We start from the raw sequence: 21468 nt of genomic DNA on the forward strand, positions 1-21468 counted from the left end.
GGGCCGTCACCATAACACCCGGCCCCCGGCGCCCGCTTCCGCCGGCAGGGGCCGGGCGGGCGGCAGGGCGATCGCCTCGCCGGCGACGATCGGGCGGGCGGGCGGGCGGGCGAGCGGCGGGGCGGCCGCCCGGCCGGCGCCGCGCCGGGCTGGTGCTACATTGTCCGCGGCCCGTGCCGGGAGCTCCCCCATGCGCAACCTCCTGCAGCTCGCCACGCTCGCCGCCGTCCTCCTCATCGTCGCGACCGACGTGGCGCGGGCCCGGCCCAACGAGACCTTCACGCTGCAGGACCAGGACAAGCTCCTCGTCGAGGCGCCGGGCTGCCACGCGTTCTGCGGGATCCAGACGCCGCAGCGGCGCGAGTGCGCGGTGCGCGAGCCCGACTGCAGCGTGGTCTGCGAGCCCATCCCCGAGTGCAAGCCCGACGGCATCCGGCCGATGCGGGTCTGCGCGGTGGTGCGCGACCGGCGCTAGGGACAATGCCAGTCACTTGACGAGCCTTCCTCGGTCACACGGGCTCGGCGCTCGCGCGACCAACCCGTGAGCTTCTTCGGGCCCTGACGCGAGCGGAGGGGGCACGCGCGAGCGATCTCGCCGAGCTCGGCGGCGGCGCCGCCGCCTCGCCGGACGTGTCCGAACGCACTGGGCCAGGGGCGCGCGAAACGAGGCCGCGCCCGCGAGGAGGGGCCGGCCAGGAGCCGTCCCCGGGGACGGCTCGGGCCAGGAGCTCCGCGCAGCCTGTCCCATTGCTGCCGGCCCATTTCGTTACCCATGTACCCCGTACGGCCTCCGTTTTCGCTTGACCGGGCCGTGGGCTTTTCCGCCTCGCAACGGTCCCGCGCGCTGGGCATGCCCCTCCCGACGCGCCCGGCGTCCCCTGCGCGGCGCGCGCGCCGTCTCCGGGGGAGCGCGGAGGCTGCTCCGGGAAAGCCCGGCCACGGGCCGCCCAGACCCCTTCCCGGAGGGCTCGAAAACCGCTGGTACAACGGAGCGTATGAACGCCCTGCTCTCCACCGATCTGGCCGCGCTGTCCGACCGCGCGCTCCTCGATGCCCTCACCTCCCTCGTCCGGCGCGAGCGCGAGGCCACCGCCGACGTCCTCGCGCACCTCGCCGAGGTCGATGCCCGCAGGCTCTACCGCGACCACGCCTGCCCCTCGATGCACGCCTATTGCGTGGACGTGCTCCACCTCTCCGACGAAGCCGCCTACAAGCGCATCAACGCCGCCCGCGCGGCGCGCCGCTTCCCCGTCATCCTGGAGATGCTCGCCGATGGCAGGCTCCACCTCTCCGCCGTGTGCCTCCTCGCGCAGCACCTCACGGAGGAGAACCACGGCCCTCTCCTCGACGCCGCCGTCCACCGCAGCAAGCGCGACGTCGAGCAGCTCCTCGCGGAGCGATTCCCCAGGCCGGACGTGCCCGAGGCGCTGCGCAAGCTCCCGAGCCCCTCGCCGCGCTTCCTGCCATCGGCGCCGCCCGAAGCGCGATCTCTCCTTGCTGCCGCCCGAACCGCCGCCGCTCCTCGCTCCTCCCGCTGCGCTTGCGCCCGCCCCCACACCGGTCGTAGCGCCTCCTCCGCCGCCACGACCCGCGCTCGCCCCGCTCGCGCCCGAGCGCTACAAGCTCCAGCTCACCATCTCTCGCCAGACCCGCGACCGGCTGGAGGAGGCCCGGGACCTGCTCGGCCATCAGCTGCCGGCCGGAGACCTCGCCGAGGTCGTCGACCGGGCGCTCGAGCTCCTGGTCCGCGAGCTTCGCAAGCGGAAGTTCGCCGAGACCCGAAGGCCGCGGGCACCCAGGTCCGCCCCGGCGACCGAGGGCTCGCGGCACATCCCCAGCCACGTGCGGCGCGAGGTGGCCCTGCGCGACGGCCACCAGTGCACCTTCGTCGCCGAGGACGGACGGCGCTGCCCGGCTCGCCGCAGGCTCGAGTTCCACCACCAGCGGGTCGCCTTCGCGAAGCGCGGGGAGGCGACCGCCGCCAACATCTCCCTTTGCTGCACCGCCCACCATGGGCTCGCGACGGAGCAGGAGTTCGGCCGCGAGCACGTCGCCCGACGCGTCGCCGAGGCCCGGCAAGCGCGCGAGCGCCGCCGCGTTGCCAAGGCGCCGTCCCCGGGGACGGCGTTCACCACCTCATCTTTCGCGTTCGGCCCGACCTGACCGATGACCGGCGGGGCAAGCCGTTCCGTGCTCCACCCGGCCGGTCTCCCACCGCGCGCGGTGCGGCGAGCTTCCGTGAGGGTTCCTCCTCTCGCGGGCGCGGCCTCGTTGCACGGGCCCCCACGTTCGCGCGGGCAGACTCCGTCCGGCGAGGCGGCGGCGCCGCCGCCGAGCTCCGCGAGAACGCTCGCGCGCGCCCCCCCTCGTCGTCTCGGCCCGAACGCCGCTCGCTGGACGGGGCCATCGGTCGAGAGGCGGACTGGCCCCGGCCGACTGGCCGGCGCCCGGGTCGCAGTACGCGCGCGACCCGCCCCCTGACAGAGAGGCACGCCGGAAGTGGCCAAGTGAGAGGCACTGGCACTAGGGCGCGGCCGGCGCGGCGCCGGGCTGGAGCTGCATGCCGCGCCGCATCTCCTCGGTCGCCTCGCGGAGGAGCCCCTTGCGCGCGTAGGCCATGCCGAGGTTCGTGTGGGCGTCGGCGTAGTCCGGCGCGAGCTGCACCGCGAGCCGGAGCTGCGCGATCGCCTCGTCGTAGCGGCCGAGCTGGAGGAGCGCGACCCCGAGGTCGTTGCGCAGGTCCGGGGAGCCGGGGTCGAGCCGGAGCGCGGCGGCGTACTCCGGCAGCGCGTCGCCGGGGCGCCCCGCCTCGACGAGCGCCTTGCCGAGGTTGAGCCGCGCCCGCGCCTTCGCCGGCGACTTCGCCGCGGCGTCGGTCCAGAGCGAGACGGCGCTCGACCAGGTGCGGTTGCGCAGGAAGGTGGCGGTCGCGAGCGCGAGCACCACCGCGACGAGCGCCGCCGCGCCGGCCCGGCGCCACGCGGGCCGCAGCCGCGAGACCCCGAGGACGGCCGCGGCGGCGGCGCCGGCGAGCAGGCCCGCGCTCGGCAGGTAGACGCGGTGCTCGAAGATCAGGTCGTCGATGGGCACCACGCTCGACTCGACCGCGAGCGCGAGGAAGAACCAGAGGATCCCGAAGCCCACGAGCCGCCAGGCCGGATCGAGGCCGCGCGCCGCGCGCGGGCCGGTGCGCCGGTAGAGCGCGGCGGCGAGCCCGAGCAGCCCGGCGATGGCGGCGACCGGCCCGGCCAGCGCGGGGGCGAAGAGGGTCGTCTGGAGCGGGTAGTCGTGGTCGAGGTTCTGCCCCACCGGCAGCACGAGGAGCCGCAGGTACGTCCCGACCACCGCGACCTGGGTGACGAGGTAGTCGTGCCGGGACCAGGCGCCGGCGCGGACCGCCGCCTCCGCGCCCGCGAGCCCCGCGCCGCCCGCCGGGGCGAGCAGGGTCAGCGGGATCACCGCCAGGGTGAGGAGGAACGGCGCGAGCCCGAGCCACGCCCGCCGCCCGGGGCGGCCGAAGAAGCTCGCCTCGAGGAGCAGGAGCGCGAGCGGCAGCGTGAAGGCGATCTCCTTCGTCTTCATCGCCACGAGCGTCGCGAGGAGCGCGCCGAGGTAGCGACCCGGCGCGGCGAGGCCCGCCTCCCGGCGCAGGCGCCACGAGAGGTAGAGCGCCGCCGCGAGCAGGTAGAAGAGCGTGGCGAGCGAGGCGAGGCGCTGGACGACGTAGGTGACCGCGCCCGTCTGGAGCGGGTGGGCGACGAAGAGCGCGGCGGCGAGGAGCGCCACCGCGTCGCGCCGGGGCGCGAGCGCCGAGCGCGCGAGCCGCGGCGCGAGGAAGAGCCCCCGCACCAGCGCGAAGAGGAGCGCCGCGTTGGCGAGGTGCACGAGGAGGTTCACCAGGTGGTAGCCGGCCACCTCGAGCCCGCCGAGCCGGTAGTTGAGCGCGAAGGTGAGGTACGTCACGTACCGGTGGCGCGCCGCCGCGTAGCCGCCGCCGCCCGGCAGGTAGCTCGCGAGGTCGCGGACGAGCCCGTTGTCCACGATCGACGAGAGGTCGTCGGCGACGAACGGGACCTGGAATGTGTTGGCGTAGGCGGCCGCGCCGAGCAGGGCGACGCCGAGCAGCGCCAGCGCGCCGCGCCCCGAGCCCCGGGGATCTTCGCTCGCGCCGGCGACGCCCACGCGCCGCATTCTCCGCGACCACCCACCGGCCGAGTCAAGCCGCGGCCCCGGCGGCCCGGAAGGGCGAGAAAAAAAGTGCGCCGGAACCAGTGCGGCCTGGAGGAGCCACTCACTGCTTCCGGCGCTGCGCCAGCCTCCGAAGCCGGCGCGAATCCGACGCTACCAGTTCCGTATCAAACTGACGGAACAATTCAGGAAAGACAACCCTCGGCGCGTCCCCGGTTCGAGGGATGGGGCGAGGTCGGTGCGGCGCTCACCCATCATAGGCATGGCAGCTCAGGCAGAGCGGCGTGGGGGTCACGTCACCCGAGGCCGGGGCCGGCGCGGTCGCGCGCGTCGCCCGGCGCGACGACGCCGCGGTGACGGGACCGACCTTCACGGCCGGGGCGACCTGCGCTCCCGGCGGGATGGCGAGCCGGTACCGGTAGGGCGAGGCGCCGTCGTGGCAGGTGCCGCAGCGGATCATCCCGTCGGGCAGGAAGACGCCGCGACGCACCGCCTCGTCGGGGGTGCGGAGCGACGGGCTGCGCGAGAACGCCGGGTACGGGTACGGGAAGTCCACCGGGTGCGTGCGGTGCAGCTCGTGGCAGACGAGGCAGTCGTCGGCCGCGGCCGCCTCGCGCCCCGCGACGAGGAGCGAGCAGCGCGCGGGCTCCGCCGCGGGCGCCGGCTCCACGGCGGTGTCGGCCGCGGCGGCGGCGAACCAGACGAAGGCGGCGATGGCGACCGGGACGCGGGCAGACCTCATGCCCCTCCGCCAGAGCGAGCCGCGCGCCAAGCGCCGCGCCGCGTGGATTTCCCGGTGTTGGCGGCAGGTTGAGCGATGCGGCCGGCGCCGCGTGGCGGGTCCTCGCCGCCCCAGCCGTTTCGCGCCGCCGGGCAGGAATGGCCGGGTACCCGCCGGTTTCGCGTTTCGGGTCCACCCCGCCTCGCGGGTACCTCCCACCTCTGTGAAGCGACACCCCGGGTAAAGCGCGCGAGGTCGCCCGGGACTTGCCGTGACGCGGCGTCACCGGACCGAGGGTCAAGCGCGCGGCGCGATCGGGGCGCGGGGGCGGGGCTCGCCGGGCGCCACTTGCAGAATGCCGGGCAAGCGCCCGGCGCGCGTGGGGTTTTCGCGTTCCGGGCGGCGCGGCCGCCTACCACACCCCGGGTCGTTCTTCTCCGGGACCCCTGCTATAAGTTTCCGGCATGTGCGGAATCGTTGGGTACGTGGGGCCGCGACAGTGCGTGGACCTCGTGGTCTCGGGGCTGAAGAAGCTCGAGTACCGGGGCTACGACTCGGCCGGCGTGGCGGTGGTGGGGGCGTCGGGGCTCGAGGTGGCGCGCTCGAAGGGGAAGCTCGCGAACCTGGTCGGGGTGCTGAAGGAGAGGCCGCTCCACGGGACCACCGGCATCGGCCACACCCGCTGGGCGACCCACGGGCGCCCCTCCGACGAGAACGCCCACCCGCACCGGTACGGCGGCGTGGCGGTGGTGCACAACGGCATCATCGAGAACCACCTCGCGCTCCGGTCGTCGCTCCAGGGGCGCGGGCACCAGTTCGCCTCCGAGACCGACACCGAGATCTTCGCCCACCTCATCGCCGAGGCGCTCGAGGACGGGAAGCGGAACCTCGTGCAGGCGGTCCGGACGGCGCTCTCGCAGATCCAGGGCACCTACGCCGTCGCCGTCATCTCCGACCGCTTCCCGAACGAGATCGTGGCCGCCAAGAACGCGAGCCCGCTCGTGGTCGGCTTCGGCCAGGGCGAGAGCTTCCTCGCCTCCGACGTGCCGGCGATCCTCGAGCACACCCGCGACGTGGTCTACCTCGAGGAGGGCGAGCTCGCGCACCTGACCGCCCAGGGCATCTCCCTCGAGGACCGCGACGGCGTGCCGCTCGACCGGCCGCCGCGGCGCATCGAGTGGAGCGCGGTGGCCGCCGAGAAGGAGGGCCACAAGCACTTCATGCACAAGGAGATCCACGAGCAGCCGCGCGCGCTCGTGGACACCGTCCGCGGCCGCACGCTGCTCGAGGAGGGGGACGTCGCGCTCGACGGGCTCGAGCTCTCCGCCGACGAGGCGCAGCGGATCTCGCGGCTGGTCATCGTGGCCTGCGGCACGAGCTGGCACGCCGGGCTCTGCGGCCGGTACATGATGGAGACCCTGGCGCGGCTGCCGGTGGAGGTGGAGCTCGCCTCCGAGTTCCGCTACCGCGACCCCATCGTGGACGAGCGCACGCTCTGCCTCGCCATCTCGCAGTCGGGCGAGACGGCCGACACGCTCGCGGCGGTGAAGGAGGCGAAGCGGCGCGGCGCGCGGGCCGTCTCGATCTGCAACGTGGTCGGCTCGGCGATCCCGCGCGAGTGCTCGGGCACGCTCTACACGCGCGCCGGGCCGGAGATCGGCGTCGCCTCCACCAAGGCCTTCACCACGCAGCTCGCCTGCCTCTTCCTCCTCGCGGTCAAGCTGGGCCGGCTGCGCGGCACGCTCTCGATGGAGGCGGCGCGCTCGCACCTCTCCGCGCTCCGCCAGCTCCCCGCCTGGATGGAGCAGGTGGTCCGGCAGGAGCCGGCGGTGCTGCCGGTCGCGAAGCGCTGCGCGCAGGCGCGCGACGTCCTCTTCCTCGGGCGCGGCAGCCAGTACCCGGTGGCGCTGGAGGGGGCGCTCAAGCTGAAGGAGATCTCGTACATCCACGCCGAGGGCTACGCCGCCGGCGAGATGAAGCACGGCCCCATCGCGCTCGTGGACGAGAACCTCCCGGTGATCGTCCTCGCCACGCGCGAGCCGGCCTACGAGAAGACGCTCGGCAACATGGAGGAGGTCCGCGCCCGGGGCGGGCAGGTGTACGCGGTGGTCTCCGAGGGCGACGTCCACGCGGCGAGCCTGGCGCAGGTGGCGCTCACCGTGCCCGAGGCGCCGCCGCTCCTCGCCCCGCTGCTCTCCATCCTGCCGCTCCAGTTCCTCGCGTACCACGTGGCCGACCTCAAGGGCACCGACGTGGACCAGCCGCGCAACCTCGCGAAGAGCGTCACGGTGGAGTAGGGGCGCCGGGGCGGGGGCCACGCGTCTCACCTCTCCCTCGCCCTCCCCCGCTCCGCGGGAGAGGGAAGCTGCGTTGCACTCCCGCTCCGCGGGAGGGGGAAGCGGCCCGCCACTCCCCGCGAGAGGAACGTTGCGCGGCGCTCCCTCCCCACCGCGCGGGGAGGGTCGGGGAGGGGCGGCCAGGAGGATCCGGGATGTCGTCGCTCCGCCTCTTCGTCGCCCTCGACCTCCCCGCGCCGGTGCGCGAGGACCTCCGCGCCTTCCAGGCCGCGCTGCGGCGCGAGGCCGGCGCGCAGGCGGCCGACGTGAGGTGGGTGGACCCCGACTCCGTCCACCTCACGCTGCAGTTCCTCGGCGCGGTGCCGGAGGAGCGGCGCGGCGAGGTGGAGGCGGCGGTCGCCGCCGCGGCCGCGCAGGCCGCTCCCGCGACGCTGCGGCTCGCCGGGGCCGGCGCCTTCCCCTCGCCGTCGCGCCCGCGCGTGCTCTGGGCCGGCGTCGCCGGCGAGGTCGAGCCGCTCCGCGGGCTCGTGGCCGCGCTCGGGGCCGGGCTCGCGCCGCTCGGCTACCCTCCCGAGGAGCGCCGCTTCTCGCCGCACCTCACGCTGGGCCGGGCCCGCGATCCGCGCGGCGCCCGCGGCCTCGCGCCGCTCCTCTCGCGCGCGCCCCCGCCGTCGAGCGCGCCGTGGCGCGCCGAGGAGGTCACGCTCTTCCGCTCCCACCTGTCGCCGGGCGGCGCCCGCTACGAGCCGCTGCTCCGGGCGCGGCTCGGCCCCGGCGGGTAGGGTCCGCCCGCGCGTACTGGCGCCACCTCGACCTACGCCTGAACACCTGGGCGGCGCGGGCGTGCCTCGGATCAAGAAAAGCGTCCGCTTACGCTGGCCGCCGGTTCAGCACGGGCGGGAATTCCTCGCTGAAAACAGCGGCGGCGCCGCGAGAGGGCTCGCGACGCCGCCTTCGACCGGCCGATATGGCCGACGCGCTACTTGGAGTACTGGATGTTGGCCTGGCCGCAGCCCGTCCAGGTGATCTTCACGGCCTTGTCGGTGAGGTCGAGCTTGGACGCGTCCGCGCCGACCGGCCGCGTCGCCCAGACGCGCTTCGCCTCGAGCGTGCCCGAGGTCACGCAGCCGTTCGCGTAGGTGAGGTCGATGATGACCGACTCGCCGACGCTGAAGGTGTACGCCGTCCCGTTGTGGGTCAGGCCGCCGTAGAGCCCCTGACCGAAGTCGCCCTTCACGGTGCTGGCGGTCACGGTCAGGTTCCCGGCGCGCGAGTAGGTGATGTCGATGCCGGTGAGGTTCTCGTCGTTGCCCTTCACGTTGACGGTGAGGGTCCACGTGAGCGTGTCGGTCGCGGCGGTCAGCACGAAGGAGCCGTTGACCGTGCCGGTGAGGTTGGTGTTGGTGCTTGCGTTGGTGATGGTCACGGTGCAGTTGGTGAACTTGACGGAGCTCTGGTCGCTCGCGACCTGCACGCAGCTGTCGTCGTTGAAGCCGTAGGTGGAGCCGGAGGTCGTGAGCGCCTGGCCGACCTTCTGCAGCGCGGCGGTCTGCGACGCGTTCACCGGCAGGCTGAAGTCGATGCCGGTCGAGCCGAGCAGGCCGGTGGTGATCTCCCCGGTGTCGCCGGGCGCGGTGGCGACGCCGCCGGAGCGGAGCGCCGCGAGGCCCGACATGGCGCTGTCCACCACGGCCGTCTGGGTGGGGCTCGCCGCCTGGCCCGTGTCGTAGTTGAACGTGGCCGCCTTCGCGGCGGAGCCGTCGTTGGTAGCAGGAGTGCTGCTGCTCGAGCTTCCGCACGCCGCGAGCGCGGCGACGGCGACCACCATCGCAATCCGCTTCATGTGTGTTCCTCCCTTTGGAATTCGCGGCGAGACCCCCCGCCGTGACGCGCAGTCTACCGTGCGGGGGCTCGCTCGCACGCCCCGTGAACGGGTGAGCTACCTTGGGGGGAACTCCATTTTGCATTCGCTGGTCTCGAGTCGCCGGCTCGGCGGGGAGACAGGCGTCCAGTTGATTGACACCTGACCTTTCGTTCAGTATCGGTGTGGTTGTCAGAGCCCGCTGTTAGAAGCACCCCCACGCTGAGAACGGGGCGGCGCCCCGCCCCGCAAAGGAGAAGACCGACATGCCCGTGGCACCGGAGAAGGAGAAGGCGATCGAGCTGGCCGTCTCGTCCATCGAGAAGGCCTTCGGCAAGGGCTCGATCATGCGCCTCGGCAACGAGGACGCGCTCGTGAAGGACGTGCAGGCCATCTCCTCCGGGTCGGTGTCGCTCGACATCGCCCTCGGCGTCGGCGGCTTCCCCAGGGGACGGATCATCGAGATCTACGGGCCGGAGTCCTCCGGCAAGACCACCCTCGCCCTCCACGTGGTGGCCGAGGCCCAGAAGAAGGGCGGCATCGCCGCCTTCGTCGACGCCGAGCACGCCCTCGACGTGGGCTACGCCCGCAAGCTGGGCGTCCGCACCGACGACCTCCTCATCTCCCAGCCCGACACGGGTGAGCAGGCGCTCGAGATCACCGAGACGCTGGTCCGCTCCGGCGCGGTGGACGTCCTCGTGGTGGACTCGGTGGCGGCCCTCGTGCCCCGCGCCGAGCTCGAGGGCGAGATGGGCGACGCCCACATGGGCGTGCAGGCCCGGCTCATGAGCCAGGCCCTCCGCAAGCTCACCGGCACCATCTCCAAGTCGTCCACCATCGTCATCTTCATCAACCAGATCCGCATGAAGATCGGCGTGATGTTCGGCAACCCGGAGACCACCACCGGCGGCAACGCGCTCAAGTTCTACGCCTCGCAGCGGCTCGACATCCGCCGCATCGGCGCCATCAAGGACGGCGAGTCGGTCATCGGCAACCGCACCCGCGTCAAGGTGGTGAAGAACAAGGTCGCGCCTCCCTTCAAGGAGGTGGAGTTCGACATCATGTACGGCCAGGGCATCAGCCGCGAGGGCGACCTCCTCGACCTCGCCTCCAACGAGAACATCGTGGAGAAGAGCGGCGCCTGGTACAGCTTCGCCGGCGAGCGGATCGGCCAGGGGCGCGAGCAGTCCAAGACCTTCCTGCGCGAGCACCCGGAGGTGCTGCAGCAGGTCGAGGGGCAGCTCTTCGAGAAGTTCGGCATCCGCCGCGGCCCGGCCCCGGTGCCGGCCGCCGCGCCCGCCGAGGAGGAGGAGGCCTCCCCGGCCCAGCGCAAGGGAGCCAAGCGGGCCGGGTAGCCGCCGACGCGCCCCCACGGCGGCGCTCGCCGCCGTGGTCCCGGAGGCGCGGGTGCGCTAGCATGGCCCGCCTTCACGCCTGCCCGAAACCCCGCTTCCGTGAGCATCGACCTCTCCAAGAAGAACTGGCTCTCCGCGCTCGTGGAGGCGGAGCTCGCCGGCTACGACCCGGCCCAGGCGCGCCTGCGGCTCCCGCCCGAGCTGCGCCTCCAGGACGCCGACGGGCCCGACCTCGAGGCGCGGGCCCGGCTGGTGGTGCTCCGCTCGGTGCGGCAGCGCATCGACCCGCCGGAGGGCGGCCGCCCCGACGAGGCGTTCCTCTCGCCGATCCGGGGGCACATCGACCTCGTCCTCGACCTCGCGCTCCTGCAGGCCGGCACCTTCGAGCCGGGCAAGCGGCGCGCCGAGATCGCCACCTTCTTCGCCGCGGCCTGCGGCGACGTGGCCGGCGCGCTCGACGCCGACCCCGGGGAGATCGACGAGCCGGACGAGGGGCCGGTGCGCCGGGGGCTGGCGCGCGCCGGCGTGATCCTGAAGAAGCGCACCTACCCCGCCGGCGATCCGGTGGACGGCCTGCCGCTCTACCCCTGCGTGCTCTCGGTGCAGCGCCGGCTCCTGGCGCGGCTCGCCATCGGCTACTACGCGCGCGGGCACCTCGAGAAGGAGGCCGCCCGGCGCCAGCTCCTGGCGGCGAGCCGCGAGCTCGCGCTCCTCGCCGAGATGCTCGCCGGCATGTTCACCGCGGGCGCGCCGCTCGACGCGGCCCGGCGGCGCACCTGGCGCCGGCAGGTGACCCGGCTCGGCCTCCAGAAGCTCGACGAGAAGGAGCTCCTCGAGCGCGTCTCCACGCCGCGCTCCCCCGCCCAGCTCGCCCGCGTCGTGCTGCCGGTCGCCGCCCAGACCTTCGTCGAGCACCTCGCCCTCGCCGAGGTGGCCGCCGGCGCCTCGCCGGAGCGCGCCGCCTGGCTCGAGGCGCTCGCCGCCGCCGCCGGGATCCAGCCCGAGGAGCTGGTGGAGCTGCGCGCGCGCGCCGCCATCGTCCACGCCGACTACCGCCACCTGTTCCAGCCGAGCGGCGACGGCGACGACCTCTCCCCCGCCGACTGGGAGGACGCCGCCGACGAGATGCTGGAGAAGGTCTCGCAGGCCGTCTCCGACAACCTCGACGCGGTCGTGGCCGAGCTCAAGGAGACCGGCTCGGTGAGCGGGCTCGTCGCCAAGGCCGCCGCCGGCACGCCGCTCACCGCCGACGAGAAGCGGCGGGTGAAGGTGATCCTCATCGACCTCGCCAAGGCCGTGCCGGCGCTCGCCATCTTCGCCGCCCCGGGCGGCATGCTGCTCCTGCCGCTCCTCGCGAAGCTCCTGCCGTTCGACGTGCTCCCCTCCGCTTGGTCGCGCGAGGGGAAGCCCGGGCGCAAGTCGGCGCGGGCGCGCGAGAAGGCCTGAGCGCCTTTCATCTCAAGAGACCCCCTCCCCTGGAGCGCCTCCGTTGAAGATCGCCTTCCTCGGCACCCCTCCGTTCGCCGTTGCCGCCCTCGAGGCGCTCGCCGCCGCCGGCCACGAGCTCGCCTGCGTGGTGGCGCAGCCCGACCGCCCCGCCGGCCGCGGCCAGGAGCTGCGCGCCCCCGCCACCAAGGTCTGGGCCGAGGCCCGCGGCGTCCCGGTGCTGCAGCCTGAGAAGGTCCGCGACGGCCAGCTCGCCGCCGCCCTCGGGGCCCTCGCGCCCGACGTGCTCGTGGTGGTCGCCTACGGCCGCATCCTCGGGAAGGATCTCCTCGAGCTCGCGCCGCACGGCGCCGTGAACGTGCACGCCTCGCTGCTCCCGCGGCTCCGCGGCGCCGCGCCCATCCAGTGGTCGCTCGCCGAGGGCGACCGCGAGACCGGCGTCAGCATCATGCAGATGGACGAGGGGCTCGACACGGGCGACGTGCTCCTGCAGCGGGTCCTCCCCATCGAGCCGGCCGACACCGCCGAGACCCTCTCCGAGCGGCTCTCGCGGCTCGGGGGCGCGGCGCTGGTCGAGGCGCTCGGGCTGCTCGCCGAGGGGCGCATCGTGCCGGCCCCTCAGGATCATACCCAAGCGACGCTCGCGCCCATCATCCAGAAGGAGCACGGGCGGCTCGACTTCCAGCTCCCGGCCGAGAAGCTCGTGTGCCGGCTCCGCGGCTTCACGCCCTGGCCCGGCGCCTACACCACGCTCGGCGGCAAGACGCTCAAGGTCCACGCCGCGCGCGCCACCCACGGCGACCCGGTGATGCGCCCCGGCACCGCGCAGGCGATGTCGAGCGGGCTCTTCGTGGCCTGCGGCGGAGGCACCGCCATCCTGGTAACCGAGCTGCAGCTCGAGGGGCGCAAGCGCATGTCGGCCGCCGACTTCCTCAAGGGCCAGCCGGTGCCCGCCGGCACGGTGCTCGGGTGAGAGGGCTCCGGGCAACCCCATGAGCGCGCGCCGGATCGCCTTCGAGGTCCTGCGCCGCGTCGAGGAGGGGGGCGCCTTCGCCTCCCGCGCCCTCGACGCCGCGCTCGAGGCCGCCGGCGCCATCGACCCGCGCGAGGCCGGGCTCGCCACCGAGCTCACCTACGGCACGCTCCGCCGGGCCCTCACCCTGGACGCGGCCCTCGCCCCGCACTCGCGCCGCGCCATCGGGACCCTCGATCCCGCCGCGCGGGTGGCGCTCCGGCTCGGCGCCTACCAGCTCCTCTTCCTCGGCACCGCGGCGCACGCCGCCGTGGGCGAGACGGTGGGGCTCGTGAAGGCGGTGGACGCCGGCCGCGCCGCCGGCTTCGTGAACGCGGTGCTGCGCGCCCTCTCCCGCGCCCCCAGGCTCCCGGAGCCGCCGCCGCTCGGGGACGATCCGGCCGGCCACGTGGCCGTCGCCGAGTCGCTGCCGCGCTTCGTCGCCGAGGAGTGGGTGGCCTGGCTCGGCGCGGAGGAGGCGCTGGCGCTCGCCCGCGCCATGAACCAGCCGGCGCCGCTCTGCGTCCGCAGCCCGCGGCGCGACGAGCTCCTCGAGAAGGCGCGCGCGGCGGGGCTCGCGGCGCGGCCCGCGGCCCGCTCGCCGCACGGCGCCATCCTGTCCGGCGCGCCGGTGCGGGCGCTGGCGCGCGCGGCCCAGGGCGTGCCGTTCCAGGTGCAGGACGAGGGGGCGCAGCTCGCCGGGCTCTACGCGGCCGGCCACCTCGCCGGCAGCACCGGGGCGCGCGTGCTCGACGCCTGCGCCGCGCCCGGGGGGAAGACCTTCCACCTCGCCGAGCTGGTGGGGCCGCACGGCGAGGTGGTCGCGGTGGAGCTCCACCCGCGCAAGGCCGACCAGCTCCGCGACGAGGCGGCGCGCCGCGGCTACCGCCAGGTGAAGGTGATCTGCGCCGACGCCTCGCAGCCCCTGCCCGGCCTCGCGCCCGCGAGCTTCGACGCCGTCCTCTGCGACGCGCCATGCGCGGGGCTGGGCACGCTCCGCCGCCACCCCGAGCTGAAGCTCCGCCGGACCGCCGAGGACCTCGCCCGCGCCGCCGGGCTGCAGCGCGCCATCGCCGCCAACGCGCTCCGCTACGCCAGGCCGGGCGCGCCGTTCACCTACGCCATCTGCTCGCTCTCGCGGGCGGAGGGGCCCGCGCTGGTGCAGGCGCTCGTGGACCTCGGCTTCTCGCGGCTGCCGCCGCCCGCCGGCTTCCCGGCCGACGCGCTCACCGCCGAGGGCGACCTCCTCACCCTGCCCAGCCGCCACGACTGCGACGGCTTCTACGCGGCGCGGCTCGCGGCCCGCTGAGCGGTGCCGGCGAGGCGGCCCTCCCGCCCGGCGAGGCGAGCGGTCCCTTCACCGGCGCCTCAGCCGGCCAGGAGCTCCTTCGCGGCCAGGTAGGCCCGGTGGACGCCGGGGATCCGCTTGCCGGCGCGGACGAGCCGCACCGCCACCGAGCGGGCCAGGGCGTCGAGCCGCGCCTGCGCCTCGGCGCGCCGCCGCTCGGCCGCGGCGGCCCGGGTCTCCGCCTCCGCGAGCGCCGCGCTCACGCGGTCGAGGATCTGCTGGAGCCGGTGCGCGTCCTCCTCGGCGCCGGCGAGCCGGGCCCGGGCCTCCTCGAGCGCGCGCCCGCGCCGCGCCCCGTCCTCGTGGCGCGCCGCCGCGTAGCCGTCGCGGAGCGCCTCGCCGAGCCGCCCGAAGACGGCGCGGCTCCGCGCGCCCAGCCGCGGGCCGGCGCGCCGGGCCTCGGCGTAGAGCGCCTCCAGCTCCTCGCAGCGGCGGCCCAGCCGGAAGCGGGACCAGCAGGCCTCGGCCACCGCCGAGAGGTCGAGCGCCGGGCAGGCCTCGAAGAGGAGCGCCTCGAGCTCCGCGTCCGAGGGCCGCCGGCCCTCGAGCCGGCCCGAGAAGTTGCGGGCCGCGAGCGCGTCGAGCCGCCCCGCCTCGAGCCAGCCGTCGCAGCCGTGGACGTCGAGGAGCAGGCAGGGCACCCCGAGCGCGCCCGCGAGCAGCGCGGTGCGGCCGATGGTGATCACCGCGTCGAAGGCGGCGAGGCGCGCCGGGTCGATGGGCATCGAGGCGGCCGGCAGCCCCCAGTGCGTCCAGCGGAAGCCGGGGCGCGCCGCCGCGATCCGGTCGAGCGCCGCCCCGAGGGCCGGGGCGAGGTGGTTCGTCACCACGAGCAGCTCGCGCACCGGGCGGGGCCGGGGCGCGGCCGGCCGGACCAGCCCGTGGTCGTCGAACCAGTTGCGGGCGATCCGGAGCGGGACCGCGCGGCCGAACGGCGTGGCCGCGAGCCCGTCGCGCACCTCCTCCGAGACCGCGAGGCCGAGCGACACGCCCTCCCAGAGCGGCGGCGCCGCCTCGAGCGCCGGCCGGGGCCCGAGCGAGGAGAAGATCGCCGCCGCGTCGAGCCGCAGCCCCGCCAGGAAGCACAGGCAGGGGACGTGCTGGACGTGCACCACCTCGGGCGCGAAGGCCTCCACCGCCTCGCCGTCCGCGGGCGTGAGCACCGGCACGCCGGCCGCGCGGAGCTCGTCGGCGATCGCGCCCGGGACGAAGGTGAAGGCGGCGACCTCGTGCCCGCGCCGCGAGAGCGCCGTCGCGAGCTCCTTCGTGTAGAGCTCGGAGCCGGCGCGCTCCGCGAGGTGGTGGTTCGCGATCAGGATCTTCACGTGGGCTCCGGGAGAGGCGATCCCTCGACCGGCTGAACCCACGAAGGGCGCGCACGTTAAACGTGTGCTTACCGCCGCCGCGGCCGCGGCGCCCTCACTCCTTCTTCTCTCCCGAGACGAGCCCCATCTTCGCGAGCTTCTCGTAGAGCGTGCTCCGGTGCAGCCCGGCGAGCTCGGCCGCCTTCCCGACCGAGCCGCCCGCCTCGCGCAGGAGGTCCTCGAACCAGCGCCGCTCCCAGGCCTCGCGCGCCCGCTTGTACCGGCCGCCCTCGGCGGCGTCGGCCGGCTCCGGCGGGGTGAGCTCCGGCGGCAGGTCGGCGAGCGTGATCGCGTCGCCGCGCGCCAGCAGGAGCGCCCGCTCGATGGCGTGCTCGAGCTCGCGGATGTTGCCGGGCCAGGGGTGGTCGAGGAGCGCCCGCATCGCCTCGGCGTCGGGCGCGAGCGGCGGCCGGCCGAGGCGCAGGGCGTGCTTCTTCACGAGGTGCTCGACGAGGAGCGGGACGTCCTCGCGCCGCTCGCGCAGGGGCGGCAGCCGGAGCGGCACCACCCGCAGGCGGAAGTAGAGGTCCTCGCGGAAGCGCCCGGCGTCCACCGCCTTGCGCAGCTGCTCGTTGGTGGCCGCGATCACGCGCACGTTCGCCTTGCGCGGCTTGCGGGAGCCGACCGGGATGTAGTCGCCGTCCTGGAGCACCCGCAGGAGCTTCGCCTGCACCGTCAGCGGCAGGGTCCCGATCTCGTCGAGGAAGAGCGTGCCGCCCTCCGCCTCGGCGAAGAACCCCTCGCGCGCCACGTCGGCGCCGGAGAACGCCCCCTTCTCGTGGCCGAAGAGCTCCGACTCGGCGAGCGTCTCGGGGATCGCGCTCATGTTGAGCGCCAGGTACGGCCCGGCGGCGCGCCGGCTCATGGCGTGCGCGGCCCGCGCGACGAGGTCCTTGCCGGTGCCGCTCTCGCCCTCGACGAGGATGGGCACGTCGGACGGGGCCACGCGCTCGAGCAGCGCCGCCACGTCGCGCATGGCCGGCGACCTCCCCACGATCCCGTGCAGTTGGTAGCCGCCCGCGAGCGCGGTCTTGAGCTGGGCGTTCTCGCGCCGGAGCCGCGCGTGCTCCACCGCCCGCTCCACCAGCAGCTCCAGCTCCTCCGGGTCGAAGGGCTTCTTGAGGTAGTCGAAGGCGCCCGCCTTCATCGCCGCCACGGCGGTCTCCACGGTGGCGAAGGCGGTCATGATCACGACCGGGATCTCGGGCGTCTTCTGCTTGAACCGCTTCAGCCCCTCGAGCCCGTCGATCCCGGGCATCCGCAGGTCGGTGACGATCACGTCGAAGGCGGCCCGCTCCACCGCCGGCAGCGCCTCGGCCACCGAGGCGAAGTCGTAGACGTCGTAGCTGCGCGACAGCGTGCGCTTCACCATCTGGCGCGCCGAGTCGAGGTCGTCGATGACCATCACGTTGGGCTTCACCGCTCGCCTCCCTCGCCGTCTCGCCGGCCCGCCTCGCGCGCCCGCCGCTCCGCCGCCTCCCGCTCCGCCTTCTTCTCCGCCGCCGCGCGCTCCTCCGCCTGGCCGGGGAGCAGGCCCTTCCGGTCCATCCAGGAGACGATCCGGTACACCGCGTAGAAGATGCCGGCGACGAGCAGCAGCGACACCGGGAGCATCACCTTCATGGCGTCGCCGAGGACGTCGGGCGCTGCGGGAGCGGCCATCCCTGGAGTCTACACCGGGGCGGCCCGGGCCCCACCCCCGGCCCCGGCGGCGGCCCCGGCGACCGGCAGCCGCATCCGGAACAGGGCCCCGCCGCCCGGCGGGCTCTCCACCTCCACCGCGCCCCCGTGGGTCTCGGCGGCCTGGCGGACGATGGCGAGGCCGAGCCCGGTCCCGCTCGCCTTGGTCGTGTAGAAGGGCTCGAAGACGTGCGCCGCCACCTCGGGCGGGATCCCCGGGCCCGAGTCGCGGACCTCGACCAGCACCTCGCCCCCCTCGGCGCGGGCGCTCGCCCGGAGCGCCCCGCCCTCGGGCATGGCCTGGAGCGCGTTGACGCACAGGTTCAGGAAGGCCTGGCGGAGCATGTCGGCGTCGGCGTTCACCTCGGGCAGGTCCGGGGCCACCTCCACCGAGGTCGCGACCCGCGCCTGCGCCGCCGCCGGGCCGACCACCTCGACCGCCTCCCGCAGCACGGGCTCGATCGACTGCGGCTGCGTGACCGCGTCGCGCGAGCGGGCGAAGACCAGGAACCGCTCGAGGAGCCCGGCCGCGCGCTGGGTCTCGCGCCGCACCGCCTCGAGGTCGGGCCGGTTCGGGTGCTCGTCCGGGAGCTCGCGCAGCGCCACCGCGGTGAAGCCGCGGATCACGTTGAGCGAGTTGCCGAGCTCGTGCGCGAACCCGGCGGCGATGCCGCCCAGGGTGGCGAGCCGGTCGGCCCGCAGCACGTCCCGGGTCTTCTGGGCGACGCGCGCCTCCAGCCCCTCGATGAGCCGCTCGTTCTCGACCCGCCGCTCGGCGAGCCGCTGCGACATGGCGTTGAAGGCCTTCACCACCTCGGCGAGCTCGCGCTCCTGCGGCACCTCGAGCTGCCGGCCCGCCTCGTCGCGCGCCAGCGCCTCGGAGGCCTCGCTCACCTCGGTGAGCGGCCGGGTGATGGTGCGGAGCAGGACCACCGCGAGCACGTGGCCGAGGAAGATCCAGACCGCCGCCAGCGCCGAGGCGGTCCAGGCGAGCCGCCAGGCGCTCCCGAGCACCTGCTCGTGCTCGAACTCGACCCGCACCGCGCCGACGAGCTGGCCGTCGCGCAGGATGGGCGCGCCGGCGACGATCCCCTCCGGCTCGACCAGCCGCGTCACCACCTCGAGCGGGCTCTGCGCCGGGGTGAAGACGGTCGGGGCGCCCTCGGGGCACCCCTTCCCCGACGGATCGGCGCAGGCGAGCACCTTGCCGAAGCGGTCCACCACCCAGGCGCGCGCCACCGGCGCGCCGGTCACGAGCTGGTTGACGAGCAGCGCGAGGGCGGCCCGGCCGGCGGGCGCGGCCCCGTCGGGGTTCACCCATCGCGTGGCCGCCGGTGCCACACTGGCGGCCAGGGCGGCGCCCTCGCGGGCGAGCAGCTCCTGCGAGCGCTGCAGGTCCCGCCAGAGGGCCACCGCGGTCACGCCGGTGGTCGAGAAGATGGTGATGCCCGCGATGAGGGCGAAGAGCTTGACCCGGAGCGTGATCACGGGAACACCTCGTCACGGGAGGCGGAATGGGCGAGCGGCGGCGACGGATCCTGTACGCGGCGGCGAGCGTGGCGGTGGTGCTCGCCGCGGCCGCCGTGGCCGGCGCCGTCCGCATGAAGCGGTTCATGGAGGAGGACCCGCGGCTCTGCGCCTACTGCCACCGGGCCAGCCCCGAGTTCGCGCTCTGGAACCGCGGCAGCCACCGGATGGTGGCCTGCCAGCGCTGCCACCACAACACGCAGGAGCAGCAGGTCGCCATGCTGCGCGGCTTCCTCGCCGGGACCCGGCCCGGCGGCAAGGGCGGGCACGGCGAGGTGGAGGTGGGCGCCTGCGCCGCCTGCCACCTCTCGCACGACCCGCGCTGGCCGCAGGTGGGCGGCTCGCGCGGCCACAGGATCCACGTGGACCAGCAGCGGATCGCCTGCGTCCGCTGCCACGCCGCGAGCGTGCACGGGTTCGAGCCGGTGCAGGCGAGCTGCCGCGCGTGCCACGGGCAGCACGCGGTGAGCGTGTCCGGGATGCAGCAGCTCCACTGCTTCGCCTGCCACGACTTCCTCTCCCAGGACCCGGGCCTCAAGCCCACCCGCCGCGACTGCCTGCGCTGCCACAGCGCCGAGGGGGTCCTGCCGTCCCGCTTCTCCGACCAGGCGCCGATGCAGTTCGCCTGCGGAGCTTGTCACAAGCCGCACGCCAAGACCAAGGAAGAGGCGCTCGTGGCGTGCACCTCCTGCCACAAGGACGTCGCGAAGGCGCCGGTCCACGCCCGGGCGCGCGGGCGCCGCTGCGTGGAGTGCCACGAGCCGCACCTGTGGAAGGCGAAGCGGGGCTAAAGAAAAGGCGGCGGGCCGGAGCCCGCCGCCGTGAGCAGCCTCGAGGTGCGCTGCCTTCCTACGGCAGCTCCTTCTTCTCCTCGGCCTTCTCGTACTCGAGCGGGTGCTCGTCCTTCATGAACTCGAGCGTGGTCTCACCGGTGAGCCAGGTCCAGTTCATGGGGAAGATCGAGGGGCGCAGGTGCACGTTGTAGAAGTGCACCACGAAGAGGAAGAGGATCGCGAGCGTCGCCTCCTCGCCGTGGATGATCTGCGCCACCGACAGGGCCCAGTGCGGCAGGAACTTCGCGAACGTCACCGGGAACCAGAAGATGAACCCGGTGCCGATCATCATCGCGCAGCCCCAGAACACGGCCCAGTAGTCGAACTTCTCCATGTAATTGAAGCGCTCGAACCTGGGGCGCTCCTTCTTCAGGCCGAGCATGTGGAGGATGTTGTCGCGGATGTCGAGCGCGTCCTTCGGCATCGGCAGCATGCTGAAGGGGAGCGCGCGCTTCTGGGCGAGGAACGCCAGGTAGAGGACGTGGTAGACGCCCGACACGATGAGCAGCACGGCCGCGAAGCGGTGCCACAGGCCGGCCGCGTGCGCGCCGCCGAAGAGCGCCAGCGCCTTGCGCGACGACTCGAGCGCCTCCGGCTTCTCGAGGTAGCCGGCGCCGCGGAGCGGCCAGCCGGTGAGCCCGAGCAGGATGCAGCCCGAGAGCAACAGCCAGTGCTGGATGCGCTGGTGGATGTCGAAGCGCTTCACCGTCTTCTCGGCCAGCTCCGGCTCGACGTGGTGCCCCGCCTTGCGGGAGAGGCGGCGGCGGATCTCCCAGAGGAAGTCGATGAGCACGTGGAAGCCGAAGAAGAGCAGCGTCAGGGTGGTGAGCCAGGAGAAGGCGAGGTGGACGTAGTGCGGGATCGGGCTCCGCGGGTCCTCCTGCAGCTCGCGGTGGGCGATGACCGAGGCGAAGGTGTCGTTCGCGCCGGGGTGGCACTTGCCGCAGGTGAGGGCGCGGTTGTGGCCGGCCACCGTGGAGGCCGGGTCGGCCTTGGCGAGGATGCCGTGGCCGCCGTGGCAGTCCGAGCAGTTCGGCGCGCGCGGGTTGCCGACCGCCACCTGGCGGCCGTGGATCGAGTCGCGGTAGGTGACGCCCACCTCGGGGTTCAGGCCGGCCGCCTTCGCGTACTCCTCGTTGGCGTGGCACTTCTCGCAGCGCGTCGCCAGGGCGCGCATGCTGGCGTCGCCCTGCGGGCGGTGGCCCTTCGCGTCCTTGGCGACGAGCGGCTGCACCGCGTGGATGGCGCCGTGGCAGGAGACGCAGGTCGCGCCCGCCACCTTGCCCGGCTCGAGGATCGACTTCGCGTGGACCGAGCCCCAGTACTGGTCGGCCACCTCGGAGTGGCAGTTGCCGCAGGCGACGAAGGCGCGCGGCGAGACCGTGACCGGCTCGCCCGGGCCACGCTCGCCGGTCGGCTTCGGCTCGCCCGGACGGCGGGCGGCGGCGAGCTTGGCGACGCGGTCGGCGTCGGGGCCGGTGAGCTGCGGCAGCCCCTCGGAGTGCATGCCGTCGGGCTTGTAGCCCTGGTGGCAGTCGGTGCAGTCGGCGATGCCGGCGTGGACCGAGCCGAGGAACGCCTTGGCGTCGATGGCCGGCTTGTCGGTGCCCTGCGCCTCCGCGTGGCAGCCGAGGCAGGCCTGGGCGTCGGCGGAGAGCTGGTTGTCGGACTTCTTCGCCTCGCCGGCGCGGGCGGGGGCGGCCGCGGCGGAGAGACAGAGGACGATGGCGATGAGCGTAGGACGCATTTCGGGGTGGGCCGTGTGCAACGGTTGTGCCCGCAACCCCGTGGCCGTTGGCGGAGAAAAGTGGCTTCAACTCCCCGGGTTTCGAACCA

Annotated in this window: 17 protein-coding genes; 9 read left to right on the plus strand and 8 right to left on the minus strand. The window is 74.6% G+C overall.

Annotated elements, in window-relative coordinates; all coding sequences use genetic code 11:
* Positions 1-190: 190 nt before the first annotated feature.
* Together AMPC_RS12180 and AMPC_RS12185 are read left to right on the plus strand one after the other, a co-directional pair.
* Entirely contained in the window at positions 191-475 is a 285-nt protein-coding gene (locus AMPC_RS12180; RefSeq protein ID WP_248341103.1) for a hypothetical protein, read from the plus strand.
* Positions 476-1494: 1019 nt separating this feature from the next.
* The gene (locus AMPC_RS12185; protein ID WP_248341105.1) at positions 1495-2163 is read left to right on the plus strand and encodes a hypothetical protein; all 669 of its coding nucleotides are present in this window, start codon (positions 1495-1497) and stop codon (positions 2161-2163) included.
* Positions 2164-2523: 360 nt separating this feature from the next.
* Here the strand turns inward: AMPC_RS12185 and AMPC_RS12190 are convergent, their stop codons facing one another.
* Complete coding sequence (locus AMPC_RS12190; protein WP_248341115.1) at positions 2524-4182, minus strand: tetratricopeptide repeat protein; 1659 nt, start codon at positions 4180-4182, stop codon at positions 2524-2526.
* 253 nt (positions 4183-4435) lie between these two features.
* Entirely contained in the window at positions 4436-4930 is a 495-nt protein-coding gene (locus tag AMPC_RS12195; protein ID WP_248341117.1) for a hypothetical protein, read from the minus strand.
* A 443-nt stretch (positions 4931-5373) separates the two neighbouring features.
* Between AMPC_RS12195 and glmS the strand changes: the two genes are divergently transcribed.
* Positions 5374-7206 (plus strand): glutamine--fructose-6-phosphate transaminase (isomerizing), encoded by a 1833-nt coding sequence (gene glmS / locus AMPC_RS12200; RefSeq protein WP_248341140.1) that lies wholly within the window; start codon positions 5374-5376, stop codon positions 7204-7206.
* 194 nt (positions 7207-7400) lie between these two features.
* Positions 7401-7988 (plus strand): RNA 2',3'-cyclic phosphodiesterase, encoded by a 588-nt coding sequence (thpR, locus tag AMPC_RS12205; protein ID WP_248341156.1) that lies wholly within the window; start codon positions 7401-7403, stop codon positions 7986-7988.
* A 197-nt stretch (positions 7989-8185) separates the two neighbouring features.
* On the opposite strand, the gene AMPC_RS12210 is transcribed toward thpR, so the two are convergent.
* Entirely contained in the window at positions 8186-9049 is an 864-nt protein-coding gene (locus AMPC_RS12210) for a hypothetical protein (RefSeq protein WP_248341163.1), read from the minus strand.
* Between the two features lie 284 nt (positions 9050-9333).
* On the opposite strand from AMPC_RS12210, the gene recA reads away from it, so the two are divergent.
* The 4 genes from recA to AMPC_RS12230 all read left to right on the plus strand — a co-directional run bounded on the left by recA (position 9334) and on the right by AMPC_RS12230 (position 14189).
* Positions 9334-10422, plus strand: coding sequence for a recombinase RecA (gene recA / locus AMPC_RS12215; RefSeq protein WP_248341181.1), 1089 nt, complete (start codon positions 9334-9336; stop codon positions 10420-10422).
* A gap of 99 nt (positions 10423-10521) precedes the next feature.
* Entirely contained in the window at positions 10522-11868 is a 1347-nt protein-coding gene (locus tag AMPC_RS20505; RefSeq protein ID WP_263009621.1) for an LETM1 domain-containing protein, read from the plus strand.
* Between the two features lie 43 nt (positions 11869-11911).
* Entirely contained in the window at positions 11912-12841 is a 930-nt protein-coding gene (gene fmt, locus AMPC_RS12225) for a methionyl-tRNA formyltransferase (protein ID WP_248341195.1), read from the plus strand.
* Between the two features lie 19 nt (positions 12842-12860).
* Complete coding sequence (locus AMPC_RS12230) at positions 12861-14189, plus strand: transcription antitermination factor NusB (RefSeq protein WP_248341197.1); 1329 nt, start codon at positions 12861-12863, stop codon at positions 14187-14189.
* 59 nt (positions 14190-14248) lie between these two features.
* Here the strand turns inward: AMPC_RS12230 and AMPC_RS12235 are convergent, their stop codons facing one another.
* The 4 genes from AMPC_RS12235 to AMPC_RS12250 form a co-directional block, all read right to left on the minus strand.
* Positions 14249-15553 (minus strand): glycosyltransferase family protein, encoded by a 1305-nt coding sequence (locus AMPC_RS12235; RefSeq protein WP_248341199.1) that lies wholly within the window; start codon positions 15551-15553, stop codon positions 14249-14251.
* Positions 15554-15647: 94 nt separating this feature from the next.
* Positions 15648-17012: a sigma-54-dependent transcriptional regulator gene (locus tag AMPC_RS12240; protein WP_248341201.1), complete on the minus strand. Its 1365-nt coding sequence runs from the start codon at positions 17010-17012 to the stop codon at positions 15648-15650.
* Positions 17009-17254 carry a hypothetical protein gene (locus tag AMPC_RS12245; RefSeq protein WP_248341203.1) on the minus strand — a complete coding sequence of 82 codons (246 nt, stop codon included), beginning with the start codon at positions 17252-17254 and terminating at the stop codon, positions 17009-17011. The genes AMPC_RS12240 and AMPC_RS12245 overlap by 4 nt, the downstream gene beginning before the upstream one ends.
* A gap of 9 nt (positions 17255-17263) precedes the next feature.
* Positions 17264-18760 carry a sensor histidine kinase gene (locus AMPC_RS12250; protein ID WP_248341219.1) on the minus strand — a complete coding sequence of 499 codons (1497 nt, stop codon included), beginning with the start codon at positions 18758-18760 and terminating at the stop codon, positions 17264-17266.
* 26 nt (positions 18761-18786) lie between these two features.
* Between AMPC_RS12250 and AMPC_RS12255 the strand changes: the two genes are divergently transcribed.
* Positions 18787-19590 (plus strand): hypothetical protein, encoded by an 804-nt coding sequence (locus tag AMPC_RS12255; RefSeq protein WP_248341221.1) that lies wholly within the window; start codon positions 18787-18789, stop codon positions 19588-19590.
* Between the two features lie 58 nt (positions 19591-19648).
* Here the strand turns inward: AMPC_RS12255 and AMPC_RS12260 are convergent, their stop codons facing one another.
* A complete protein-coding gene (locus AMPC_RS12260; protein WP_248341222.1) occupies positions 19649-21379 on the minus strand; it encodes a cytochrome b/b6 domain-containing protein in 1731 nt (576 codons plus the stop codon).
* Positions 21380-21468 lie beyond the last annotated feature (89 nt).

The organism is Anaeromyxobacter paludicola (genome assembly GCF_023169965.1).
In the GTDB taxonomy this organism is placed as follows: domain Bacteria; phylum Myxococcota; class Myxococcia; order Myxococcales; family Anaeromyxobacteraceae; genus Anaeromyxobacter_B; species Anaeromyxobacter_B paludicola.

Bases quoted from the DNA above. Each gene is read 5' to 3' on its own strand.
- AMPC_RS12195 (WP_248341117.1), bottom strand. From the start codon at position 4,930: ATGAGGTCTGCCCGCGTCCCGGTCGCCATCGCCGCCTTCGTCTGGTTC.
- recA (WP_248341181.1), top strand. From the start codon at position 9,334: ATGCCCGTGGCACCGGAGAAGGAGAAGGCGATCGAGCTGGCCGTCTCG.
- AMPC_RS12245 (WP_248341203.1), bottom strand. From the start codon at position 17,254: ATGGCCGCTCCCGCAGCGCCCGACGTCCTCGGCGACGCCATGAAGGTG.
- glmS (WP_248341140.1), top strand. From the start codon at position 5,374: ATGTGCGGAATCGTTGGGTACGTGGGGCCGCGACAGTGCGTGGACCTC.
- AMPC_RS12230 (WP_248341197.1), top strand. From the start codon at position 12,861: ATGAGCGCGCGCCGGATCGCCTTCGAGGTCCTGCGCCGCGTCGAGGAG.
- AMPC_RS12210 (WP_248341163.1), bottom strand. From the start codon at position 9,049: ATGAAGCGGATTGCGATGGTGGTCGCCGTCGCCGCGCTCGCGGCGTGC.
- AMPC_RS12260 (WP_248341222.1), bottom strand. From the start codon at position 21,379: ATGCGTCCTACGCTCATCGCCATCGTCCTCTGTCTCTCCGCCGCGGCC.
- AMPC_RS12180 (WP_248341103.1), top strand. From the start codon at position 191: ATGCGCAACCTCCTGCAGCTCGCCACGCTCGCCGCCGTCCTCCTCATC.
- AMPC_RS12255 (WP_248341221.1), top strand. From the start codon at position 18,787: ATGGGCGAGCGGCGGCGACGGATCCTGTACGCGGCGGCGAGCGTGGCG.
- thpR (WP_248341156.1), top strand. From the start codon at position 7,401: ATGTCGTCGCTCCGCCTCTTCGTCGCCCTCGACCTCCCCGCGCCGGTG.